Source organism: Pelomonas sp. BJYL3 (assembly GCF_027257975.1).
GTDB classification, from domain to species: Bacteria; Pseudomonadota; Gammaproteobacteria; order Burkholderiales; family Burkholderiaceae_C; genus Roseateles_B; species Roseateles_B flavus.
Genome location: NZ_JANZKX010000003.1, coordinates 10,831 through 32,266, shown reverse-complemented (window position 1 = coordinate 32,266; position 21,436 = coordinate 10,831). Strand labels below are relative to the sequence as shown.

General features: G+C 68.8%; 16 protein-coding genes. 8 read left to right on the top strand and 8 right to left on the bottom strand.

Annotation, left to right across the window (positions count from 1 at the left end; genetic code table 11):
* Window positions 1-50: 50 nt before the first annotated feature.
* The 3 genes from lysA to ahpF all read left to right on the top strand — a co-directional run bounded on the left by lysA (window position 51) and on the right by ahpF (window position 3,762).
* Window positions 51-1,295, top strand: coding sequence for a diaminopimelate decarboxylase (lysA, locus tag O9Y01_RS09805; RefSeq protein WP_269631416.1), 1,245 nt, complete (start codon window positions 51-53; stop codon window positions 1,293-1,295).
* 155 nt (window positions 1,296-1,450) lie between these two features.
* Window positions 1,451-2,014 (top strand): alkyl hydroperoxide reductase subunit C, encoded by a 564-nt coding sequence (ahpC, locus tag O9Y01_RS09800; RefSeq protein ID WP_269631415.1) that lies wholly within the window; start codon window positions 1,451-1,453, stop codon window positions 2,012-2,014.
* A gap of 182 nt (window positions 2,015-2,196) precedes the next feature.
* On the top strand, window positions 2,197-3,762 hold the full coding sequence (gene ahpF / locus O9Y01_RS09795) for an alkyl hydroperoxide reductase subunit F (RefSeq protein ID WP_269631414.1): 1,566 nt from the start codon (window positions 2,197-2,199) through the stop codon (window positions 3,760-3,762).
* Window positions 3,763-3,778: 16 nt separating this feature from the next.
* On the opposite strand, the gene rarD is transcribed toward ahpF, so the two are convergent.
* Window positions 3,779-4,669 (bottom strand): EamA family transporter RarD, encoded by an 891-nt coding sequence (gene rarD, locus O9Y01_RS09790; protein WP_269631413.1) that lies wholly within the window; start codon window positions 4,667-4,669, stop codon window positions 3,779-3,781.
* 154 nt (window positions 4,670-4,823) lie between these two features.
* On the opposite strand from rarD, the gene O9Y01_RS09785 reads away from it, so the two are divergent.
* From O9Y01_RS09785 to O9Y01_RS09775, 3 genes are read left to right on the top strand one after another with little or no spacing between them, the layout of a single operon-like run.
* On the top strand, window positions 4,824-5,093 hold the full coding sequence (locus tag O9Y01_RS09785) for a MoaD/ThiS family protein (protein WP_269631412.1): 270 nt from the start codon (window positions 4,824-4,826) through the stop codon (window positions 5,091-5,093).
* Between the two features lie 35 nt (window positions 5,094-5,128).
* Window positions 5,129-6,217, top strand: coding sequence for a WD40/YVTN/BNR-like repeat-containing protein (locus tag O9Y01_RS09780; protein ID WP_269631411.1), 1,089 nt, complete (start codon window positions 5,129-5,131; stop codon window positions 6,215-6,217).
* Window positions 6,218-6,262: 45 nt separating this feature from the next.
* Window positions 6,263-8,191, top strand: a complete 1,929-nt coding sequence (locus O9Y01_RS09775; RefSeq protein ID WP_442952742.1) for a CocE/NonD family hydrolase — start codon at window positions 6,263-6,265, stop codon at window positions 8,189-8,191.
* Window positions 8,192-8,308: 117 nt separating this feature from the next.
* Here the strand turns inward: O9Y01_RS09775 and O9Y01_RS09770 are convergent, their stop codons facing one another.
* Window positions 8,309-9,088, bottom strand: coding sequence for a pseudouridine synthase (locus O9Y01_RS09770; RefSeq protein ID WP_269631409.1), 780 nt, complete (start codon window positions 9,086-9,088; stop codon window positions 8,309-8,311).
* The gene (locus O9Y01_RS09765) at window positions 9,085-9,501 is read right to left on the bottom strand and encodes a YchJ family protein (protein WP_269631408.1); all 417 of its coding nucleotides are present in this window, start codon (window positions 9,499-9,501) and stop codon (window positions 9,085-9,087) included. The genes O9Y01_RS09770 and O9Y01_RS09765 overlap by 4 nt, the downstream gene beginning before the upstream one ends.
* A gap of 55 nt (window positions 9,502-9,556) precedes the next feature.
* Here O9Y01_RS09765 and O9Y01_RS09760 point away from each other — a divergent pair, with 55 nt between their 5' ends.
* Window positions 9,557-12,076 (top strand): UvrD-helicase domain-containing protein, encoded by a 2,520-nt coding sequence (locus O9Y01_RS09760; RefSeq protein ID WP_269631407.1) that lies wholly within the window; start codon window positions 9,557-9,559, stop codon window positions 12,074-12,076.
* Window positions 12,077-12,461: 385 nt separating this feature from the next.
* On the opposite strand, the gene O9Y01_RS09755 is transcribed toward O9Y01_RS09760, so the two are convergent.
* The 5 genes from O9Y01_RS09755 to O9Y01_RS09735 form a co-directional block, all read right to left on the bottom strand.
* On the bottom strand, window positions 12,462-13,898 hold the full coding sequence (locus O9Y01_RS09755) for a peptide MFS transporter (protein WP_269631406.1): 1,437 nt from the start codon (window positions 13,896-13,898) through the stop codon (window positions 12,462-12,464).
* Window positions 13,899-14,111: 213 nt separating this feature from the next.
* On the bottom strand, window positions 14,112-16,079 hold the full coding sequence (locus O9Y01_RS09750; RefSeq protein WP_269631405.1) for a PhoX family protein: 1,968 nt from the start codon (window positions 16,077-16,079) through the stop codon (window positions 14,112-14,114).
* Between the two features lie 180 nt (window positions 16,080-16,259).
* Complete coding sequence (locus tag O9Y01_RS09745) at window positions 16,260-17,111, bottom strand: BPSS1780 family membrane protein (protein ID WP_269631404.1); 852 nt, start codon at window positions 17,109-17,111, stop codon at window positions 16,260-16,262.
* Window positions 17,112-18,092, bottom strand: a complete 981-nt coding sequence (locus O9Y01_RS09740; protein WP_269631403.1) for a homoserine kinase — start codon at window positions 18,090-18,092, stop codon at window positions 17,112-17,114. It abuts the gene before it with no gap.
* Window positions 18,093-18,126: 34 nt separating this feature from the next.
* On the bottom strand, window positions 18,127-18,495 hold the full coding sequence (locus O9Y01_RS09735; RefSeq protein WP_269631402.1) for a hypothetical protein: 369 nt from the start codon (window positions 18,493-18,495) through the stop codon (window positions 18,127-18,129).
* Between the two features lie 89 nt (window positions 18,496-18,584).
* Here O9Y01_RS09735 and polA point away from each other — a divergent pair, with 89 nt between their 5' ends.
* Window positions 18,585-21,371: a DNA polymerase I gene (gene polA, locus O9Y01_RS09730; RefSeq protein WP_269631401.1), complete on the top strand. Its 2,787-nt coding sequence runs from the start codon at window positions 18,585-18,587 to the stop codon at window positions 21,369-21,371.
* Window positions 21,372-21,436: the final 65 nt, after the last annotated feature.

Here is a 21,436-nt window from a genome sequence, read left to right as displayed (position 1 = left end):
GAAGGCGCCTGCATGCTGTGAAGCATCCCAGACCTCTCCCGGTGCCGACCATGACCCTGCCCCTGAACCCCGCCCGCATCCAGCAACTGGCCCAGCAGTTCGGCACGCCGCTGTGGACCTATGACGCGCCCACCATCCGCGAGCGCATCGCGGCGCTGAAGTCCTTCGACACCATCCGCTTCGCCCAGAAGGCCTGCTCCAACACCCACCTGCTGCGCCTCATGCGCGAGCAGGGTGTGAAGGTGGATGCGGTGTCGCGCGGCGAGATCCTGCGTGCCCTGGCCGCGGGCTACGAGCCTGGCACGCCGGCCCAGGAGATCGTCTTCACCGCCGACCTGCTGGACCGCGCGACGCTGGACACCGTGGTGCAGCACCGCATTCCCGTGAACGCCGGCTCCATCGACATGCTGCGCCAGCTGGGCCCGCGCTCGCCGGGCCACCCGGTGTGGCTGCGCATCAACCCCGGCTTCGGCCATGGCCACAGCAACAAGACCAACACCGGCGGCGAGCACAGCAAGCATGGCATCTGGCACGCCGAGCTGGGCGCCGCGCTGGCCGAGGTGAAGGCGCAGGGGCTGCAGCTGTACGGCCTGCACATGCACATCGGCTCCGGCGTGGACTACAGCCACCTGGCCCAGGTCTGCGATGCCATGGTCGATCTCGTGAAGCAGGTGAAGGCCGCGGGCCTGGACCTGCAGGCCATCTCCAGCGGCGGCGGGCTTTCCATCCCCTACCGCGAGGGGGACGCTGTGGTCGACACGGCCCACTACTTCGGCCTCTGGGACAGCGCCCGCAACACGGCCCAGGCGCTGCTGGGCCACGCCCTGCACCTGGAGATCGAGCCGGGCCGCTACCTGGTGGCCGAGTCCGGCAGCCTGATCACCGAGGTGCGGGCGGTGAAGGACGCCGGCCGCAATCACTTCATGATGGTCGATGCCGGCTTCAACGAGCTGATGCGCCCCGCCATGTACGGCGCCTTCCACGCCATGAGCCTGGTGCCGCAGGACGGCGCCCAGCGCCCGCTGCGGCCCACGGTGGTGGCTGGCCCGCTGTGCGAATCCGGGGATGTGTTCACCCAGGGCGACGGCGGCGTGGTCCAGCCCCAGCCGCTGCCGCAGGCGCAGGTGGGCGACCTCCTGGTGATCCATGACACCGGGGCCTATGGCGCCTCCATGTCCAGCAACTACAACTCGCGGCCCCTGATCGCCGAGGTGCTGCTGGACGGCGAGAACACCCGCCTGATCCGCCGCCGCCAGACGGTGGATGAGCTGCTCGCGCTGGAGTTGGGCCTGTGAAGGCCGAATGACAGAAAATTTCTATCAACCATGCCATTCGATAGGGTCGCTTAATAGCCAGGGCCAATAGGGGCGATTTGATAAATCAAAGCTAAGGGAGTCGGGATGACCATAAGATTCAGTCCATCCCAACAACCCTACAGCGGAGAGTCCCGATGTCCCTGATCAACACCCAAGTCCAGCCCTTCAAGACCGAAGCCTTCCACAACGGCAAGTTCGTCGAGGTGAGCGACGCCAGCCTGAAGGGCAAGTGGTCCGTGCTGGTCTTCATGCCGGCCGCCTTCACCTTCAACTGCCCGACCGAAGTCGAAGACGCCGCTGACCAGTACGCCGAGTTCCAGAAGGCCGGTGCCGAGATCTACATCATCACCACCGACACCCACTTCTCGCACAAGGTGTGGCACGAGACCTCCCCCGCCGTGGGCAAGGCCAAGTTCCCCCTGGTCGGCGACCCCACCCACAAGCTGACCCGCGCCTTCGGCGTGCACATCGAGGAAGAAGGCCTGGCCCTGCGCGGCACCTTCGTGATCAACCCCGAGGGCGTGATCAAGACCGCCGAAGTGCATGACAACGCCATCGCCCGCGACATGAAGGAAACGCTGCGCAAGCTGCGCGCCGCCCAGTACGTCGCCAGCCATCCCGGCCAGGTCTGCCCCGCCAAGTGGAACGAAGGCGCCAAGACCCTGACCCCTTCGCTGGACCTGGTCGGCAAGATCTGACCCCAGCTAAGCGTCACCGTTTGTCGTGAGACAGACCCGAGCCGCCGGCCCCGCAGGGCTGGCGGCCCTCCCAGCGCGCATCGAGCGACGCTGAAAGCGCCCCGGCGGCCCCGGCGGGTGTTTTCAGGGTGGCTTGGATGGCCACATCTGTACGAAACACACGCAAGGAAAGAGAGCCCGCCATGTTGGACGCCGCACTGAAGGAACAGCTCAAGGCCTATCTGGAGCGCGTTCGCGAGCCCTTCGAGATCGTCGCCTCGCTGGACGACTCGGCCACCGCGGCCGAGATGAAGGAGCTGCTGCAAGAGATCGACGGCATGTGCGACAAGATCCAGCTGCGCCTGGATGGCACCGACGCCCGCAAGCCCTCCTTCAGCCTGCAGCGCCTGGGCACGCAGCAAAGTCTGCGCTTTGCCGGCCTGCCGCTGGGTCATGAGTTCACCTCGCTCGTGCTGGCCCTGCTGTGGACCGGCGGGCACCCGCCCAAGGTCGAGCAGGACGTGATCGACCAGATCAAGGCCCTGGACGGCGACTTCAGCTTCGAGGTCTACATGAGCCTGAGCTGCCACAACTGCCCGGACGTGGTGCAGGCGCTGTCGCTGATGGCCGTGCTCAATCCCAAGGTGAAGACCGTGGTGATCGAGGGGGGCGCCTTCCAGGAGGAGGTCACCACCCGCGAGATCATGGCCGTGCCTTCGGTCTATCTGAACGGCCAGCACTTCGGCTCGGGCCGCATGACCGTGGAGGAGATCGTCGCCAAGCTGGACACCGGCGCCGCCGCCCGCGACGCCGCGAAGCTGAGCGCCAAGGATCCCTATGAAGTGCTGATCGTCGGCGGCGGCCCCGCTGGTGCGGCTGCGGCCGTGTACGCCGCCCGCAAGGGCATCCGCGTGGGCGTGGCGGCCGAGCGCTTCGGCGGCCAGGTCAACGACACCCTGGGCATCGAGAACTACATCTCCGTGCTGGAGACCGACGGTCCCAAGTTCGCGATGGCGCTCGAGGCCCATGTGAAGGCCTATGACGTGGACATCATGAACCTGCAGCGCGCCGAGAAGCTGATTCCCGCCACGCAGCCGGGCGGCCTGATCGAGGTGCAGCTGGCCAATGGCGCGGTGCTCAAGAGCCGCAGCGTCATCCTCTCCACCGGGGCCCGCTGGCGCAACATCAATGTGCCCGGCGAGGCCGAGTACAAGAACAAGGGCGTGGCCTACTGCCCGCATTGCGACGGTCCGCTGTTCAAGGGCAAGCGCGTGGCGGTGATCGGCGGTGGCAACTCGGGCGTCGAGGCGGCCATCGACCTGGCGGGCATCGTGTCCCATGTGACGCTGCTGGAGTTCGGCGACCAGCTGCGCGCCGACGCCGTGCTCGTGGACAAGCTCAAGAGCCTGCCCAATGTGGCCATCCACACCCAGGCCCAGACCACCGAGCTGACCGGGGACGGCAACAAGCTGGGCGGCCTGCGCTACACCGACCGCGCGACGGGCAGCGAGCACCACGTCGAGCTGGAAGGCGTCTTCGTGCAGATCGGCCTGGTGCCCAACACCGAGTGGCTCAAGGGCACGGTGGAGCTGTCCAAGTTCGGCGAGATCATCGTGGACCACCACGGCCGCACCTCGCTGCCCGGCGTGTTCGCCGCGGGCGATGCCACGACCGTGCCCTTCAAGCAGATCGTCATCGCCGCGGGAGACGGCGCCAAGGCCGCGCTGGGCGCCTTCGACTACCTGATCCGCACGCCGGCCGCGGCCTGAGCGGGCCGGGCCAGGGTCAGGCCAGGGCCGGCTGGCGGCTGCGCCACCAGCCCTCGGCGCTGTAGACGGCCAGGGCGGCCCAGATCAGGGCGAAGCCCAGCACGCGGCCGGCCGAGAAAGGCTCGTGGTACAGCCACACGCCCAGGATGAACTGGATGCTGGGCGAGATGTACTGCAGCAGGCCCAGCGTGGCCATGGGGATGCGGCGCGCGCCGGCCGCGAAGAGCAGCAGGGGCGCGGCCGTCAGCGGGCCCGCCAGCAGCAGCAGGCCGATGAGGCCAGCGTCGCCGCTGTTCAGCGCGCTGTGGCCCTGCTGGCCCCACCAGGCCAGCGCCGCGATCGCCACCGGTGCCACGACCAGGCATTCCAGCACCAGGCCTTCCAGCGCGCCCAGCACGGCGATCTTGCGCAGCAGGCCATAGACACCGAAGCTGCCGGCCAGGATCAGGGCCACCCAGGGCAGACGCCCGGTCTGCACCGTCAGCCACAGCACGCCGGCCGCGGCCAGGCCCACGGCCACCCACTGCGCGGGCCGGGGCCGCTCGTGCAGGAAGAAGAAACCCAGGGCCACATTGACCAGGGGGTTGATGAAGTAGCCCAGGCTGGCGTCCAGCACATGGTCGTGCTGCACGGCCCAGACATAGGTCAGCCAGTTCGCCGACAGCAGCAGGGCCGAGGCCGTGAAGGCTCCCAGCACCTTGGGGCTGCGCAGCACCGGGCCCAGCCAGGCCCAGCGCTTCATGACGCTCAGCACGACCACCATCAGCAGCAGGCACCAGACGATGCGGTGGGCCACCACCTCCATGGACGGCACGCCGCCCAGATGCTTGAAGTAGAGCGGGAACAGGCCCCACATGGCATAGGCGAGGGCGGCGCTGATGACGCCGTGGCGCAGGGAAGCGGTCATGAGAAGGGGCGTTGGTACTGCTGAAGGTGCGGCATTGTCGCGGGCCGTGCCGGGTCTGTCCTGCCGCGGGGCATTGCGCCCGGGGGATGGGTGCACAAAGTCATGGCGGGTAAGTCCGCTTCGGGACGGAAGTCCTTCGCGGCCTAATGCGGCCATGCCCCGCATCGTCTTCACGCCCCAGTTGCGGCGTTTCATCGAGGCGCCCGAGTTCGAGGCCACGGCCCTGGTCCTGCGCGAGGCGCTGGAGCAGGCCTTCGCCGCCCATGGGCTGCTGCGCGGCTATGTGCTGGACGACCAGGGGCATCTGCGGGCAAATGTGGTGGTCTATGTGGACGGGCGGGTGGTGCATGATCGCCAGCGCCTGGACCAGACCCTGCAGCCGGCTTCGGTGATCCACGTGCTGCAGGCGCTGTCCGGCGGCTGAGGCGACCGTCATCTCTCTTCCCGAAGGAGCCACGCATGAGTCTTCAAGCCTGGATTGCCACCCGCAAGGGGCTCTTCGAACTGCGCCACGAGGGCGCCCGCGGCTGGCAGGTGGCGGGCACCAGCTTCCTGGGGGACCCCGTCAGCATGGTGCTGCCGCGCGGTGCCGGGGCGCACGCCGGGCGCATGCTCGCCGGCTTGAACCTGGGCCATTTCGGCGTCAAGGTGCAGGCCTCGGATGACGGAGGCAAGACCTGGCACGAGCTGCCGGCCCCGGCCTATCCGCCACAGCCTGAAGGCGCGCCGGGCCCGGCCTGGAAGCTGGCGCAGATCTGGTCCCTGGAGCGCGATGGCCAGCGGCTCTGGTGCGGCACCAACCCCGGCGGCCTGTTCCGCAGTGATGACGGCGGTGCCAGCTGGGCCCTGCAGCATGGGCTGTGGGACCGACCCGAGCGCCCCGAGTGGTTCGGCGGCGGCTACGACAGCCCGGGCATCCATTCCATCTGCCCGCACCCGCAGGCGGCGGACGAGCTGCTGCTGGGCATCAGCTGCGGCGGTGTCTGGCGCAGCAGTGATGCGGCGGCGAACTGGGAGCTGCTGGGCGAGGGCCTGCTGGCCGAGTACATGCCGCCGGAGCTGCAGGGCGCGCTGAACACGCAGGACCCGCACCGCATCGTGCGCTGCGCGGCGCAGCCTGAGGTGCTGTGGTGCCAGCACCATTGCGGCATCTGGCGCAGCACGGACAACGGCCGGCGCTGGCAGCGCCTGCAGGGCCCGGTGTCCAGCTTCGGCTTCGCGGTGGCCGCCCACCCGACGGACGGCGGCACGGCCTGGTTCGTGCCTGCCATCAAGGACCAGTGCCGGGTGCCCGTCGACGGCGCCCTGTGCGTGCAACGCACCCGCGATGGCGGCCAGAGCTTCGAGGTGCTGCGCACCGGCCTGCCGCAGCAGGGCTGCTATGACCTCGTCTACCGTCATGGCCTGGCCGTCGATGCCAGCGGGCAGCACCTGCTGATGGGCAGCACCACCGGCGGCCTGTGGGCCAGCGATGATGGCGGTGACCACTGGCAAGACCTGACCCTGCGCCTGCCTCCCATCTATGCCGTCCGCTTCGAGGGCTGCTGAGCCCACGCCGCGGATCCTCCTCCACTCCACTGTCCTATGTCTTTCGTGAAGCCCACCGTCCTCCTCCCCTGCGCCCTGTCGCTGCTGAGCCTGGCCTGCCAGGCGCAGACCCCCGCTCCCGCCACGCCGGCCCCCTACGACCTCAAGGCCAACTACACGAAATATGAGTTCCGCGTGCCGGTGCGGGACGGCAAGAAGCTGTTCACCGTGGTCTATGTGCCCAAGGATGCGGAGGCCTCGGGCAAGCGCTATCCCTTCCTGATGACGCGCACGCCCTACAGCTGCGGCCCCTATGGCGTGGATCGCTACGGCAGCCGCTTCGCGCCGTCGGAGGACTTCCTCAAGGCCGGCTACATCTTCGTGTGCCAGGACGTGCGGGGGCGATTCATGTCCGAGGGCGTCTACCAGGAGATGGCGCCCATCAAGACGGGCAAGGGCCCCCGGGATGCCGACGCCAGCACCGACATGCACGACACCGTGCAGTGGCTGCTGGACCATGTGAAGGGCCACAACGGCAAGCTGGGCATCTGGGGCATCTCCTACCCGGGCTTCTACACGTCCACGGCCATCATCGATTCGCACCCGGCCATCAAGGCGGCCTCGCCGCAGGCGCCCATCGCCGACTACTTCCACCGCGATGACGGCTACCACGGCGGCGCCGTGATGCTGGCCCACAACTACGGTTTCCTGACCGGCTTCAAGCCCCAGGACAACCCCACGGTGGAGCCCAAGCGCTGGGCCAGCTTCGACTACAACAGCAAGGACGCCTACGACTACTTCCTGAAGCTCGGCAATCTGGACAACATCGCCAAGTCCATCGGCAAGGATCGCAACCCGTACTTCGACGAGCTGATCGAGAACGACCGCTACAACGACTACTGGAAGGCACGCTCCGTCGGCCCTCACCTGAAGAACATCAAGGCCGCCGTGCTGACGGTGGGCGGCTGGTTCGATGCCGAGGACCTCTCGGGCGCCCTGGCCACCTACCAGTTCATCGAGAAGCAGAACCCCGGCATCAGCAATGCCCTGGTGATGGGTCCCTGGGTGCATGGCGGCTGGGTGCGCAATGTGGGCAAGGGCCTGGGCGCGGTCGACTTCGGCAGCAAGACGAGCGAGCACTTCCAGAAGCAGATCCTGCTGCCTTTCTTCGAGCAGCACCTGCGCGGAGGCAGTGACGCCAAGCTGCCCGAGGCCAGCATCTTCGAGACGGGCACCAACGTGTGGCGCCAGTACAGCGCCTGGCCGCCCGTGGAGGCCAAGCCGCGCGCCCTCTACCTGCAGGCGGGCGGCAAGCTCGGCTGGACGGCGCCTGCCGCCGGCAAGGCCGAGTTCGACAGCTATGTCAGCGACCCCAACAAGCCCGTGCCCTTCATCGGCTACACCTCGCTGGGCATGCCGCAGGAGTACATGGTCGCGGACCAGCGCTTCGCGGCCACGCGGCCTGATGTGCTGGTCTACCAGACCGAGGTGCTGGAAGAAGACGTGACGGTGGCAGGGCCGGTGAGCCCGCGGCTCTTCGTGTCCACCTCGGGGACGGATGCCGACTGGGTGGTCAAGCTGATCGACGTCTACCCGCCGGACCTCGGCGAGGAGCCGATGCGCAACCGCGAGCAGATCGCCGACGTGCCGCCGCCGCCGGGCTTCCAGCTGGGCGGCTACCAGCAGCTGGTGCGCGGCGACCCCCTGCGCGGCCGCTTCCGCAAGAGCTTCGAGAAGCCCGAGGCCATGGTGCCGGGGCAGGTGGAGGAGATCCGCTTCGACATCCCGGACGTGGCCCACACCTTCCGCCGCGGGCATCGCATCATGGTGCAGATCCAGAGCTCCTGGTTCCCGCTGATCGACCGCAATCCCCAGAGCTTCGTGCAGATCCGCAGCGCCAAGCCGGAGGACTTCAAGGTGGCAACGCAGAAGGTCTTTCACTGGAAGGATCAGCCATCGGCGGTGCAGCTGAGGGTGATCGAGGGCGGGCGCTGACAAGGCGCTACGTCGATCGAAGGGCGCCACCTGGCGCCCTTTTTCCCTTGCGCGCAAGGGAGCGCCGCCCCGACGCGGGCTCTTCCGTCACTGAGCTGCTGTCAGCGCGCGAGGCGATCAGCGGGGGAGTGCCAGTGCCTCTCGCTCGTGTGCGGCATTGGCAGTCCAGCGCCAGTCGCCCCGCTTCAGCATGTCTGACCACTCCGGCCCGGGCTGGGCCTGAAGCGTCAGGAGTGCTCCCGTCTGCGGGTGACGAAGCTGCAGCGTCCACGCATGCAGCCACAGCCGCTGCAGCCCCAGGAACGCCGCCACCGCGCGGTTGTGCGTGCCCTTGCCATGCGTGGCGTCTCCGACCAGGGGGTGGGCGATGTGCTTGAAGTGGCGGCGGATCTGGTGGCGGCGGCCGCTGTGCGGCGCGGCCTCGACCAGGGCGTAGCGGCTCTCAGGGAAGCGGCCGTCCACGCTGAAGGGCCAGGCCACGCGGGCCAGGCAGCGGTAGTCGGTGCGGGCGTCGAGCAAGACCTGACCCTGCGAAGGCCGCTCCGGATCGCGCGCCAGCGGATGCTCGATCACGCCAGCGTCCTCGGGCCAGCCGCGCACCAGGGCCAGGTAGCGCTTGCGCGGCTCGCCCTGCTCGAAGGCCTGGCCCAGGCGCGAGGCGGTGTCGGCATCCAGCGCGAAGACGAGCAGGCCGGAGGTGCCCTTGTCCAACCGATGCGCGGGCCAGACCGGGCGGCCCAGCTGGTCCCGCAGCAGCTGCAGGGCAAAGCGCTCCTCGTGGGCGTCCAGCGCGGTGCGGTGCACCAGCAGCCCAGGGGGCTTGTCGATGACGGCGAGGTGCTCGTCGAGATGGAGCACCTTCAGCTGCGATTCGGGCGCCTCGCCCAACGCCGTCAACGCAGGTCTCCGTCCAGGTAGTGCCACTGCCCGTCCAGACGCACGAAGCGGCTGGTCTCGTGCAGGCGCCAGGCGCGGCCGCCCAGCTTGGACCGCGCGACGAACTCGACGGTGGCGTGGTCCGGGTCCTGCTGGGCCCGGGACTTGATCTGCAGGCCCAGCCACTTGAGGCCGGGCTCGTTGGGCTCCAGCGCGGCCGGGCGGGTGTCGGGGTGCCAGGTGGCGCGCAGGTAGTCCAGCAGGTTGAGGGTGAAGGCGCTGTAGCGCGAGCGCATCAGCGCCTCGGCATCCGGCGCGTCCCATCGGCCGGTGCTGGCGAAGCGCTGGTGCAGGGCGCCGCAGCAAGAGGCGTAGGGCAGGGGCCTGGACCGGGCGTCCAGGCGGCCGCAGGGGCAGGGGTCGGCATCGAGCATGGCGGCATCATGCCAGCTGACAGGACCGGGCCGGCGGCCTCTCTAAAATGCGCGGATGACCGCCCACCCCCACGACGCCCCCGGCACCGACTCCCTCGACGACCTCTTTGGCGACGCGCCCTCGCCGCGGGCGTCCTTCGCCGGATCAGGCGCCGGCGAGGCCCAGAACGGCCTGCTCAAGGGCCTGAACCCCGAGCAGCTGGCTGCCGTCACGCTGGGGCAGGAGCCGGCGCTGATCCTGGCCGGCGCGGGTTCGGGCAAGACCCGCGTGCTGACCACCCGCATCGCCTGGCTGCTGAACCAGGGCCACGTCGGCCCCGGCGGCATCATGGCCGTGACCTTCACCAACAAGGCCTCCAAGGAGATGCTCACCCGCCTCTCCGCCATGCTGCCCTACAACGTGCGGGGCATGTGGATCGGCACCTTCCACGGCCTGTGCAACCGCTTCCTGCGCGCGCACTGGAAGCTGGCCGGGCTGCCGCAGGGCTTCCAGATCCTCGATGCCTCCGACACTGTCTCCGCCGTCAAGCGCGTGATCAAGGCCATGAACCTGGACGAGGAGCGCTTCGTGCCCAAGCAGGTCAGCTGGTTCATCGCCGGCGCCAAGGAAGACGGCCTGCGCCCCAAGGACATCGACCTGCGCGACGAGCAGACCCGCAAGCTCGCCGAGATCTACCAGGCCTACGAGGACCAGTGCCAGCGCGAGGGCGTGGTCGACTTCGCCGAGCTGATGCTGCGCGCCTACGAGCTGATGCGCGACAACGCCGCCCTGCGCGAGCACTACCAGCACCGCTTCCAGTACCTGCTGGTGGACGAGTTCCAGGACACCAACAAGCTGCAGTACGCCTGGCTGAAGATGTTCGCGCCGCCGGGCCGCGGCCAGGGCGTGTTCGCCGTGGGCGACGACGACCAGAGCATCTACGCCTTCCGCGGCGCGCGGGTCGGCAACATGAGCGACTTCGAACGCGAATACCGCGTGCGCCGCGTGGTCAAGCTGGAGCAGAACTACCGCAGCTACGGCCACATCCTGGACGCCGCCAACGAGCTGATCAGCCGCAACAGCCACCGCCTGGGCAAGAACCTGCGCACCGAGATGGGCCCGGGCGAGCCCGTGCGCGTCAACGAGGCCGCCAGCGACTTCAACGAGGCCCAGTGGCTGCTGGAGGAGGCGCAGGCCCTGCACCGCCAGGGGCTGCCGCGCTCGGAGATCGCCATCCTGTACCGCAGCAACGCGCAGTCGCGGGTGATCGAATCGGCGCTGTTCAATGCCGGCGTGCCCTACCGCGTCTACGGCGGCCTGCGCTTCTTCGAACGCGCCGAGGTGAAGCATGCGCTGGCCTATCTGCGCCTGATCGAGAACGCCAACGACGACACCAGCTTCCTGCGCGTGGTGAACTTCCCGGCCCGCGGCATCGGGGCGCGCACGCTGGAGCTGCTGCAGGACGCCGCGCGCCAGAGCGGCCGCAGCCTCTACCAGAGCGTGGCCGCGGTGCCTGGCAAGGGCGGCAGCAACCTGGCGGCCTTCGTGAACCTCGTCGAGTCCATGCGCAACCTGACGCAAGGCCTGACCCTGCGCGAGATCATCGAGCAGATGCTGGAGACCTCCGGCCTGGCCGAGTTCTACCGCACCGACAAGGACGGCGCCGAGCGCCTGGAGAACCTGGCCGAACTGGTCAACGCCGCCGAGGCCTTCGTCACCCAGGAGGGTTTCGGCAAGGACGCAGTGGCGCTGCCGGTGGATGAACTGGGCGGCTTCAGCCCCGGCCAGATCGCGGCGGGCGATCCGCCTGCCATCGCCGCGGTGAACCTCACGCCCGATGCCGAGACCGGCGAGATCGTCTCGCCCCTGGCCGCCTTCCTGACCCACGCCTCGCTGGAGGCCGGTGACAACCAGGCGCAGGCCGGCCAGGACGCCATCCAGCTGATGACGGTGCACTCGGCCAAGGGCCTGGAGTTCGACGCCGTCTTCATCACCGGGCTGGAAGAGGGCCTGTTCCCGCACGAGAACTCGCTGTCCGACGGCGACGGGCTCGAGGAAGAGCGTCGCCTGATGTACGTGGCCATTACCCGGGCCCGCCAGCGTCTCTACCTGAGCTTCAGCCAGACGCGCATGCTGCACGGCCAGACGCGCTACAACGTCAAGAGCCGCTTCCTGGACGAGCTGCCCGAGGCCTCGCTGAAGTGGCTCACGCCGCGCAACCAGGGCTTCGGCTCGGGCTTTGCGCGCGAGTACCAGCAGGCTTGGGAGCGGGGCTCGGGGCTGAAGTCCATGGTGGGCGCCGGCCGGGTCGAGCGGCAGGCACCGGCCTGGCAGCAGGAGCGCGAGGGCAAGGACGCGCCGTCCTTCGGCGGCGCCCCCGTGCCCAAGACCATGAAGCAGTCCGCGGCCGCCAAGGTGGGCGACGAGCACGGCGGCCTGCGCGTGGGCAAGCCCGTCTTCCACAACAAGTTCGGCGAGGGCGTGCTGCTGACGCTGGAAGGCAGTGGCCCGGATGCGCGCGCCCAGGTCAACTTCGGGCGGCATGGGACCAAGTGGCTGGCGCTCTCGGTGGCGAAGCTGACGCCGATCGACTGATTGTCGAGTGCCTTCGTTGAAGCGCAGGCCGGCCGGCAGCCCGCCGCCGGGTTCAGTGCGTACGGGCCGCCCCTGCGGGCCGGCTCCCCTCGGTCCTCGCGTCACGGGTCGGGGTGCCGAACTCGCTCCATTCGCTGCGCTCATTGCGCTCGGACAGCGGCACCCAGTCAGTCATTGAAGCGTGCCCTGCGGGCCCGCCGACCCGTGCCGCTGCGGTCTCGGCCGTCCGCAATTCACCCGGCGGCGGGCTGCCGGCCGACCTGTGGACGCACCGAGTCTTGGCCCGACACTTTCAGAAATCACCCGCTGCCGTGCCCGCTCCACCGCCCGCTGAAAAAAAAATGGCCGGGTCACCCCGGCCATTCCGTCTCAATCGAGAAAGCGATCAGGCCGCAGCCGGCTTCGCGTGCTCGTCATCCAGCAGCTTGCCGAAGGCCAGCTTGATCAGCAGCAGCAGCACCGCCGCCGAACCCACCAGCCCGGCGTGCAGGGCCCAGAAGCTGGGGCCGCTGATCTCGTCCAGCAGGCCAGCCAGCCAGCCCACGAAGGTGTTGCCCAGGAAGAGGTGCAGGTAGTAGCAGCCGATCATCAGCCCTTCCATGCGCTGGGGCGCGGTCCGCGAGTACAGCGCCAGGCCCACGGGCAGGATGTTGGCGAAGCCCAGGTTGTTGAGCAGGTTGTAGCCGATGGTCCAGACCAGGCTGACGCGGCCGTGGTCCTGCTCGATCATGCCGGCGGCCAGCACGATCAGCAGCGGCGCCGTGCAGGCCAGGGCGGAGCCCAGGGCCATCTTGGTCAGCTCGTCGGGCTCGCGTCGGCGCTCGGCCCACCAGCGCCAGAAGGCGATGGAGCCCAGCATGGTCAGCAGGCTGGTCGTGGCATCCAGGGCCTGCAGCCAGGTCAGGGGCACGGACCAGCCGAAGAGCACCATGTCCATGTGCTTCTGGGCCCACAGCGGGTAGGCGTTGTTGAACTGCTGGTTGCCCACGATGGACAGCATCAGCACCGGGATCATGCACACCAGCAGGACCAGGCGGCGCTTGTCGCGGCCGCTCATGGGGGCCTTGGGGGCGCTGTCCTGCGCCTTGGTCTGGCGCGGCTCCTCGGCCGGCAGGTAGCGGCGGCCGGCCAGGTAGACGATCAGCCCGATCAGCATGCCCACGCCCGCGGCGCCGAAACCCCAGTGCCAGGCCACCTTCTCGCCCAGCGTGCCGCAGACCAGGGGCGAAGCGATTACCGCGATCTGCACCGCCAGCATGAAGATCTGGAAGGCGCTGGCGCGGCGCTTGTCCTCGGGCTTGTAGAGCGAGCCGACCTGCGCGGCGATATTGCCCTTGAAGGCGCCCACGCCCACCAGCAGGCAGGCGATGGCCAGCAGGAAACTGCGGTCGAAGGCCATCAGGAAGTGGCCCAGGGCCATCAGCACGGCGCCGATGGTGATGGTGCGGGTGCGGCCCAACCAGCGGTCCGCCACGATGCCGCCCAGCAGGGGCGTCAGGTAGACCAGACCGGCATAGAGACCGAAGACGATGGACGCCAGCTGCTGTGTCTTGCGCGGGCCGGTCACGGATTCGATCATCGCCCGCAGGCTGTCGATGCCGGCCACGTTGCCGATGTTCTCGGGCAGGAACAGATAGTTGCTGAGGTACAGCACCAGCAGCGCCTGCATGCCGTAGTAGGAGAAACGCTCCCAGAACTCGCAGAAGGCCAGCCAGCCCAGGCCGACGGGGTGTCCGAGGAAGGCACGGTCCAGGCGGTCAGCTGGCGCGGCAGTGGGTGGTGCGCCGCTCGTGGCGGCATCGGAAGGCAGGACGGCAGACATGGCAGGCCTTGTCAGTGGATGAAGGGGGCTACTGCAAAAAGGTCCGCCACTGTGGCTGAACTGGGAGCGGAGCGCCATCCAGGCTTCCCTGGATGACGATATATCGCGATATGCGACGGAAAGAAGCCCCTGGAGGACCGGGGGAGCCAGCAAAAAGGCCCCCGGCGAAGCGGGGGCCAAGCGAGACAGGCGGTGTGTACGGGTGCCGGGTGCTCAGACCTTGTTCAGCTTGAGGCTGGTCGCCTCGCTGGTCAGGTAGCCCACGCAGGCGCCGAAGCGGTTCTTGTAGTTGGTGTTGATCAGCGGCTCCAGCGTGCCCTTGACCACGCTGTGGATGGAGCCCCAGTCGCCCGGGTGCTGGAAGTTGCTGGTGATGTAGGTCCAGCCGTTGAGGTCGTCCACCACGCCAAGGCCGGTGGCTTCGGCGCCGGAGGGCATGGAGACCAGGCGGCTGAGCTGCTTGGTGTCGACGTTGTAGGCCCAGACGAAGTTGTTGACGTGCTGGCTGCTGTCCTCGCCGATGAAGAGAGTGCGCAGCTTCTCCGAGAACTTCAGGTTGTCGGGGTTGGCGACCTTGTCGGGGTGGCCGGTGTTGCCCAGGGCGTCGGCCGCGATGTCCTCGCCGACCAGCAGGGCGCGGGTCAGGCTGGGCACCCAGTCGCTGCTGATGGCGGCGCCGGCCGTGTCCTTCTGGCCGGTGCTGAGGGTGTGGGCGAACACGCCGCCGGCATTGAGGGCCTTGTCCACACCGACGCCGTAGGCCTCGTTGTAGGCCGCGTTGCCCTTGACCATGGAGGACTGGATGTTCTGCAGGGCCGAGTAGGCGATCTTGTCCTTGGCGTTGACCGTCGTGCCTTCCATCTTGGTGAAGGCCATGGAGGCCCCCTTCAGTGCGGCGTAGCGGTGGGTCTCCAGGAAGGCGGCGGCCTTGTCCATGCCGGCCTTCACGCGCACCCACTGCACCTTGCCGCCCAGCCAGATCTTGGTGAAGGAGGCGTCCTTGGGATCGGCGGTGGCCACGTCCATGATGTCCGTGGGCTTCAGGGTGTTGGCCAGGGCCTCGATCTCGGCACTGGTGGCCGAGCCCAGCTTGATCCAGCTGATGGGCGCGCCCGCGGCGGCCGGGTCCAGCGAGAAGCCGGCGCCGAACTTGGCCACGTACAGCGAGCCCGAGGACAGGTCCTTCTCCTTGTCCGCGACGAACATGAAGAAGCCGCCGTTGGTGGCGTCGTCACCCATGATGGCCGTGCGGTTGTCGGGCATCACCTGGATCAGCTCGTGCGAGATGCGGCCCAGGCAGTAGTGCTTCTTGATCGTGCCGGTGCCGTCCGGGTTGACGGTGACCTCGGGCAGGTGGCCGTAGTGGTAGGGGTTGGCCTTGGTCTCGTCGCCGAACAGGTTCTTGCTGTAGGCCTTGAACATGCTGTTGGACGCGATGGTGAAGGCGTCCGGCTCGTACTCTTCCGAGGACAGGTGGGTGCCCCAGGGCGAGAGGCTGGCGCCGCAGGTGATCCACAGGCCGTGGGCGGCCGAGGTGTCCACGTTGTGGTACTTCACCAGGCTCAGCTTGCCGGTGGTCTGGTCCTGGTCCAGGGTCAGCACGGCGATGGGGGAGGGCAGCTTGCCGTACATGTCGGTCTTGCCGTCCTGGGCCCAGGTCGTGTACTCGAACTGCACCACCGCGAACACGGCCTTGCCCTTGAGGCCGGTCACGGTGGGATTGGGCAGGCTCAGCAGCGAGGTGCCGTCCGGCGAGTCGCTGAAGAACTGGCGCTCCTTGCCAGCCACCGTGGTGTCCATGATGGGCTTGCCGTTGATGTCCACATAGGCGCCGGCCAGCACGGTGCCGCCCTTGCCGTCCGACACCAGGTCACCGGTCATGAAGAAGGGCTGGTAGGCCAGCTTGAAGCTCTGCTTGCTGGCGTCGCTGAGGGTCACATCCAGCGTGGAGGCCACCAGGGTCTTGGCCATGCCGGCCGGGTCGGCCAGCGTGGGCGCGGCCATCGCGGCGAAGCTGGCGGAGGTGAAGGTGGGGGCGGGCTTGGGGGCCGGGGCAGGGCTGTCGTCGCCGCCGCTGCCGCAGGCGCTGAGCACCGAGGTGGCGGCCACGCCGCTCAGCGGCAGCATGATGGGGGCGCCCAGGAACTTCAGGGCTTGGCGACGATTGGGTGTGCTGGACATGGTCTGGCTCGTTCTCTAAAGGATCCACGAACCGCGTCCCGGGTTGGGCGCGGTGCATGGGCCGGCACTCTAGGCAGGGGCCATGTCAGCGGCGTGAAGCTTTGATGGCGGCGCTGACACAAAAGCACGAGAGGCTCCCGGGGGAGCCTCTCTCACGCGATGAGCCAGGGGGGCAGGGGGTCAGGTCTTGCTGTCCAGCACGTCCTTGGGGGCGCCGAACATGAAGCAGTCCACGAAGGTGAAGTACAGCGAGGCGTAGAAGGCCGAGCCCAGGGCATACATCGCGACGATGCCCATCAGGGGCAGCAGGGCCTCCATCCCCACCAGCGCGAAGGCCGCGCTGAGCATGGCGCCGGCCAGGCTGGCGACGAGCTGCACGCCCAGCCAGCCGGTCATGTAGACCGCGAAGGCGCCGCGGTTGCGCCACACGCCCAGGGTGCTGGAGAACAGCGCCTGCAGCGCGCCCTGGCCGCCCCAGTGCACCAGGGCGGGGGCGTGCCAGTAGGGCGTGCTGATCAGTGCGATCCAGGACAGGCGCAGCAGGAAGCCGCTGAACAGGGCGGGGTCTGGCGCGGGCAGCTCGGCCGGCTGCTTGCCGCCCTCCTGGCTGACCTTGGCCATGGCGTCCATGAACTTGTCCAGGGCGCTGCCGAAGGCGCCGCCGTCCAGCTGGTCCAGCAGCAGCAGGCCGCCAACGGTCAGCAGCGCGAAGCTGAAGCCCAGCACCAGCTGGGTGTTGCGCCGTTCGGCCGTCAGCTGCAGGGGCGCGATGAAGACGCTGGGCACAGGCCGCTTGCCCTGCAGCACCAGGTGCGAGGCCAGCATGAAGCCCAGGGAGAACAGCGGCATGGTGGCCAGCAGCAGGAAGCGCAGCGGCGCGGGCAGGGCCAGGGTCAGCAGGTTCAGCAGCATCAGCGCCGAGAACAGGCCCACCATGCCCAGCGGCGCGCGCTGCACGATCTTGAAGCCGTGGCGCACCCACAGCAGGCCGTTGGCCGCGGGGACGTTCTGCAGATGGAGGGTCAGGGCCATTCAACGTTCCTGAGGGGCGAGAGCGTGCCAGGCGTGCGCCAGGCGCTCGCGCAGCACACGCTCGAAGTGGGTGGGGTCGTGCGGCTTGAGCAGCGAGGCCTCGCGGGGCAGGTGGTAGTCCCACAGGCGCGAAACCCAGAAGCGCAGGGCTGCCGCACGCAGCAGGGCCGGCATGAGGCGGTGCTCGGCGCCGCTCAAGGGGCGCTCGCGCTCGTAGGCCTGCACGAAGGCCTGGGCGCGGGCCTCGTCCAGGCGGCCGCTGGCGAGGTCGATGCACCAGTCGTTGAGGCATACGGCGATGTCGAACAGGAAGGTGTCGACACCGGCGAAGTAGAAGTCGAAGATGCCGCTGAGCTGCTCGCGGCCGGGCAGGCCCTCGAACATGACGTTGTCTCGGAAGAGGTCGGCGTGGATGGGGCCGCGCGGCAGCTCGGCATGGCTCTGCGAGGCCGCCAGCTGCTGCTGGAAGGCCAGTTCGCTGGAGAGCAGCTCGGCCTGCTCGGGGGTCAGATAGGGCAGGACCACGGGGACCGTCTCGGTCCACCAGGCCAGGCCGCGCAGATTGGGCTGGCTCAGGGGGAAGTCGCGCCCGGCGAGGTGCATGCGAGCCAGCATGGCGCCGACCTGCTCGCAATGGAAGAGGTCCGGTGCCAGCCGGTGGCCGCCGAGCAGCTTGTTGACCACGGCGGCGGGCTTGCCCTGCACGCGGTGCAGGATCTCGCCGGCCTCGTCGGCCTGCGGGTCCGGCACGGGGATGCCGCGGCCCGCCAGGTGCTTCATCAGGCGCAGGTAGAAGGGCAGCTGCTCGAAGCTCAGGCGCTCGAAGATGGTCAGCACGTAGTCGCCGCGCTCGGTGCTGACGAAGTAGTTGGTGTTCTCGATGCCGGCCGTGATGCCGCGAAGGTCGGTGACGGTGCCCAGTTGCAGGCGGTCCATCAGGACCTGGGCCTGGGCGGAGGAGACTTGGGTGAAAACGGCCATGGCGGAAGACGGGACGCGGCAGGCACCGCGCGAATCAGAAGCTGAACAGGCGCCAGACGCGCTGGCCGGCCCCGGCCTTGGCCGTACCGGCACCGGGGCTCAGGTCGCGGCCGGGCTCGCCCAGCAGGATCTCGTACTCCGGGGCCTTGCCCTTGGGCTTGACCTTGGCGCTGACCGTCTGGCCGCGCACGCGGAGTTCCTCGATGCGGACGCTGTCATCTTCCAGCTGGATCTCCTGCACCGCGGGTTCGGGCGGATCCTTGGGAAGGGGCGGGGCGGCCGGGGTCTCGGCCGCGTGTGCCACGGCGGCCAGGCAGGCGATCAGCCCGGTGGCCAGGGACAGGGCAGCCCGTGCCCCAGGCCGGGCCGGCGATGGCAGGAGGAGGGGAGACGGGTTCTGCATCCGGCGATTCTATGCGGCAGCCACCCCCGGCCCGGCACCCCCGGACTGCTGACAGCATCCAGCGGTGCCTTGCGTGACAATGCGCCCCCATGAGCAAACCCATCCTGCTGCTGGTCGACGGCTCCAGCTTCCTCTACCGCGCCTTCCACGCCCTGCCGGACCTGCGCGGCCCCGAGGGCCAGCCCACCGGCGCCGTGCATGGCTTCGTGGCCATGATGAAGAAGCTGCGCGACGACATCGGCGCCGAGCACGCGGCCTGCGTGTTCGACGCCAAGGGCCCGACCTTTCGCGATGACTGGTACCCCGAGTACAAGGCCCACCGCCCGCCCATGCCCGACGACCTGCGGGCGCAGATCGCCCCCATCCACGAGGTGGTGAAGCTGCTGGGCTGGCCGCTGCTGGAGGTGCCGGGCATCGAGGCGGATGACGCCATCGGCACGCTGGCCCGCCTGGGCGCCGAGAGCGGTCACCAGGTCGTGGTGGCCACGGGGGACAAGGACCTGGCCCAGCTGGTCAATGCCGACGTCAGCCTGATCAACACCATGGCCAAGCCGCCCGAGCGCCTGGACGTGGCGGGGGTGCTGGAGAAGTTCGGCGTGCCGCCGGACCGCATCATCGACTACCTGACGCTGATGGGCGACGCGGTCGACAACGTGCCCGGCGTCGAGAAGGTGGGCCCCAAGACCGCCGCCAAGTGGATCGCCGAATATGGCTCGCTGGACGGTGTCGTGGCCAACGCTGACAAGATCAAGGGCGTGGCCGGCGAGAACCTGCGCAAGGCCCTGGACTGGCTGCCCACGGGCCGCCGCCTGGTGACCGTCAAGCTGGACTGCGACCTGAACGGCCACGTGCCGCAATGGCCGGCCCTGGACGCCCTGGCCCTGCAGCCCGTGGACAAGCCCGGCCTGCTCGATTTCTTCACCCGCTACGGCTTCCGCACGCTCAAGCGCGAGCTGGAGGCGGAGCTGGGCGGTGGCGCGGCGCCCGCGCCCAAGGCTGCTGCAGCGGCGCAGGGCACGACGGGCGACCTCTTCGCGGATGCCGCGCCGCCGGCCGAGGCCGCGCAGGTCGAGCGCCGCTACGACACCCTCCTGGACTGGACCGCCTTCGACGCCTGGCTGGCACGCCTGCAGGCCGCACCCCTGGTCGCCCTGGACACCGAGACCGATTCCCTGGACCCCATGGCCGCGCGCATCGTGGGCCTGTCCTTTGCCGACAAGCCCGGCGAGGCCTGCTACATCCCCCTGCGCCACAACGGCCCGGACGCGCCCGCGCAGCTGCCGCTGGACGAGGTCCTGGCGCGGCTGAAGCCCTGGCTGGAGGATGGCACGCGGCCCAAGCTCGGCCAGAACGTCAAGTACGACCTGCACGTCTTCGCCAACCACGGTATTGCAGTGCAGGGCTATGTGCACGACACCATGCTGGAAAGCTATGTGCTGGAGGCGCACAAGACCCACGGCCTGGAAGCCCTGGCCGAGCGCCACCTGGGACGCCATGGCCTGAGCTACGAGGACCTCTGCGGCAAGGGCGCGCACCAGATCCCCTTCGCCCAGGTCGACGTGGCCCGGGCGGCGGAGTACTCCAGCGAGGACTCCGAGATGTGCCTGCACGTGCACGAGCTGCTGGAGCCGCGCCTGCAGGCGGATGCCGGGCTGGACTTCGTCTACCGCCAGATCGAGATGCCGGTGGCCCTGCTGCTGGCGCGTATCGAGCGCCACGGCGTGCTGATCGACGGCGCGCGCCTGCAGGCCCAGAGCCATGAGCTGGCGCAGCGCCTGGTGGCCATCGAGCAGCAGGCCTACGAGATCGCCGGCCAGCCCTTCAACATGGGCAGCCCGAAGCAGATCGGCGAGATCCTCTTCAACAAGCTGGGCCTGCCCGTGGTCAAGAAGACCGCCACCGGCGCGCCCTCGACCGACGAAGAGGTGCTGGACAAGCTGGCGCAGGACTACCCGCTGCCGGCCAAGATCCTCGAATACCGCGGCCTCGCCAAGCTCAAGAGCACCTACACCGACAAGCTGCCGCTGATGGTCAACGCGCAGACGGGCCGGGTGCACACCTCCTACTCGCAGGCGGTGGCGGTGACGGGGCGGCTGTCCAGCAACGATCCGAATCTGCAGAACATCCCCATCCGCACCGCGGAAGGCCGCCGGGTGCGCGAGGCCTTCGTGGCGCCGCCGGGGCATGTGATCGTCAGTGCCGACTACTCCCAGATCGAGCTGCGCATCATGGCCCACATCAGCGAGGACCCGGGCCTGCTCAAGGCCTTCCAGGACGGGCTGGACGTGCACCGCGCCACGGCTTCCGAGGTCTTCGGCGTGCCCGTCGACGCCGTCACCAGCGAGCAGCGCCGCTATGCCAAGACCATCAACTTCGGCCTGATCTACGGCATGGGCGCCTTTGGGCTGGCGCAGTCCCTGGGCATCGAGCAGAAGGCGGCCAAGGACTACATCGACCGCTACTTCACCCGCTTTGCCGGCGTGAAGACCTATATGGACGTGACCCGCCAATCGGCCAAGGACAACGGCTACGTCAAGACCTACTTCGGTCGGCGGATCTATCTCCCCGAGATCAACGGCGGCAACGGCCCGCGCAAGGCCGGTGCCGAGCGCCAGGCCATCAACGCGCCCATGCAGGGCACGGCGGCCGACCTGATCAAGCTGGCCATGATCGCGGTGCAGAAGGCGCTGGACGACGAGGGCAAGCACAGCCGCATCGTGATGCAGGTGCATGACGAATTGGTCTTCGAGGTGCCTGAGGCAGAGTTGGACTGGATCCGCGCCGAAGTGCCGCGCCTGATGGCGGGCGTGGCCGAGCTGAAGGTGCCACTGCTGGCCGAGGTGGGCGTGGGGGCCAACTGGGATGAGGCACATTGACCCCCCCCTACCGGCTGCGCCGGCCCCCCCAGGGGGGCGAGCCCGTAGGCCCGGCGGAGCCGGAT

Bases quoted from the DNA above. Each gene is read 5' to 3' on its own strand.
- lysA (WP_269631416.1), top strand. From the start codon at position 51: ATGACCCTGCCCCTGAACCCCGCCCGCATCCAGCAACTGGCCCAGCAG.
- ahpC (WP_269631415.1), top strand. From the start codon at position 1,451: ATGTCCCTGATCAACACCCAAGTCCAGCCCTTCAAGACCGAAGCCTTC.
- ahpF (WP_269631414.1), top strand. From the start codon at position 2,197: ATGTTGGACGCCGCACTGAAGGAACAGCTCAAGGCCTATCTGGAGCGC.
- rarD (WP_269631413.1), bottom strand. From the start codon at position 4,669: ATGACCGCTTCCCTGCGCCACGGCGTCATCAGCGCCGCCCTCGCCTAT.
- O9Y01_RS09785 (WP_269631412.1), top strand. From the start codon at position 4,824: ATGCCCCGCATCGTCTTCACGCCCCAGTTGCGGCGTTTCATCGAGGCG.
- O9Y01_RS09780 (WP_269631411.1), top strand. From the start codon at position 5,129: ATGAGTCTTCAAGCCTGGATTGCCACCCGCAAGGGGCTCTTCGAACTG.
- O9Y01_RS09765 (WP_269631408.1), bottom strand. From the start codon at position 9,501: ATGCTCGATGCCGACCCCTGCCCCTGCGGCCGCCTGGACGCCCGGTCC.
- O9Y01_RS09760 (WP_269631407.1), top strand. From the start codon at position 9,557: ATGACCGCCCACCCCCACGACGCCCCCGGCACCGACTCCCTCGACGAC.
- O9Y01_RS09755 (WP_269631406.1), bottom strand. From the start codon at position 13,898: ATGTCTGCCGTCCTGCCTTCCGATGCCGCCACGAGCGGCGCACCACCC.
- O9Y01_RS09750 (WP_269631405.1), bottom strand. From the start codon at position 16,079: ATGTCCAGCACACCCAATCGTCGCCAAGCCCTGAAGTTCCTGGGCGCC.
- O9Y01_RS09745 (WP_269631404.1), bottom strand. From the start codon at position 17,111: ATGGCCCTGACCCTCCATCTGCAGAACGTCCCCGCGGCCAACGGCCTG.
- O9Y01_RS09740 (WP_269631403.1), bottom strand. From the start codon at position 18,092: ATGGCCGTTTTCACCCAAGTCTCCTCCGCCCAGGCCCAGGTCCTGATG.
- O9Y01_RS09735 (WP_269631402.1), bottom strand. From the start codon at position 18,495: ATGCAGAACCCGTCTCCCCTCCTCCTGCCATCGCCGGCCCGGCCTGGG.
- polA (WP_269631401.1), top strand. From the start codon at position 18,585: ATGAGCAAACCCATCCTGCTGCTGGTCGACGGCTCCAGCTTCCTCTAC.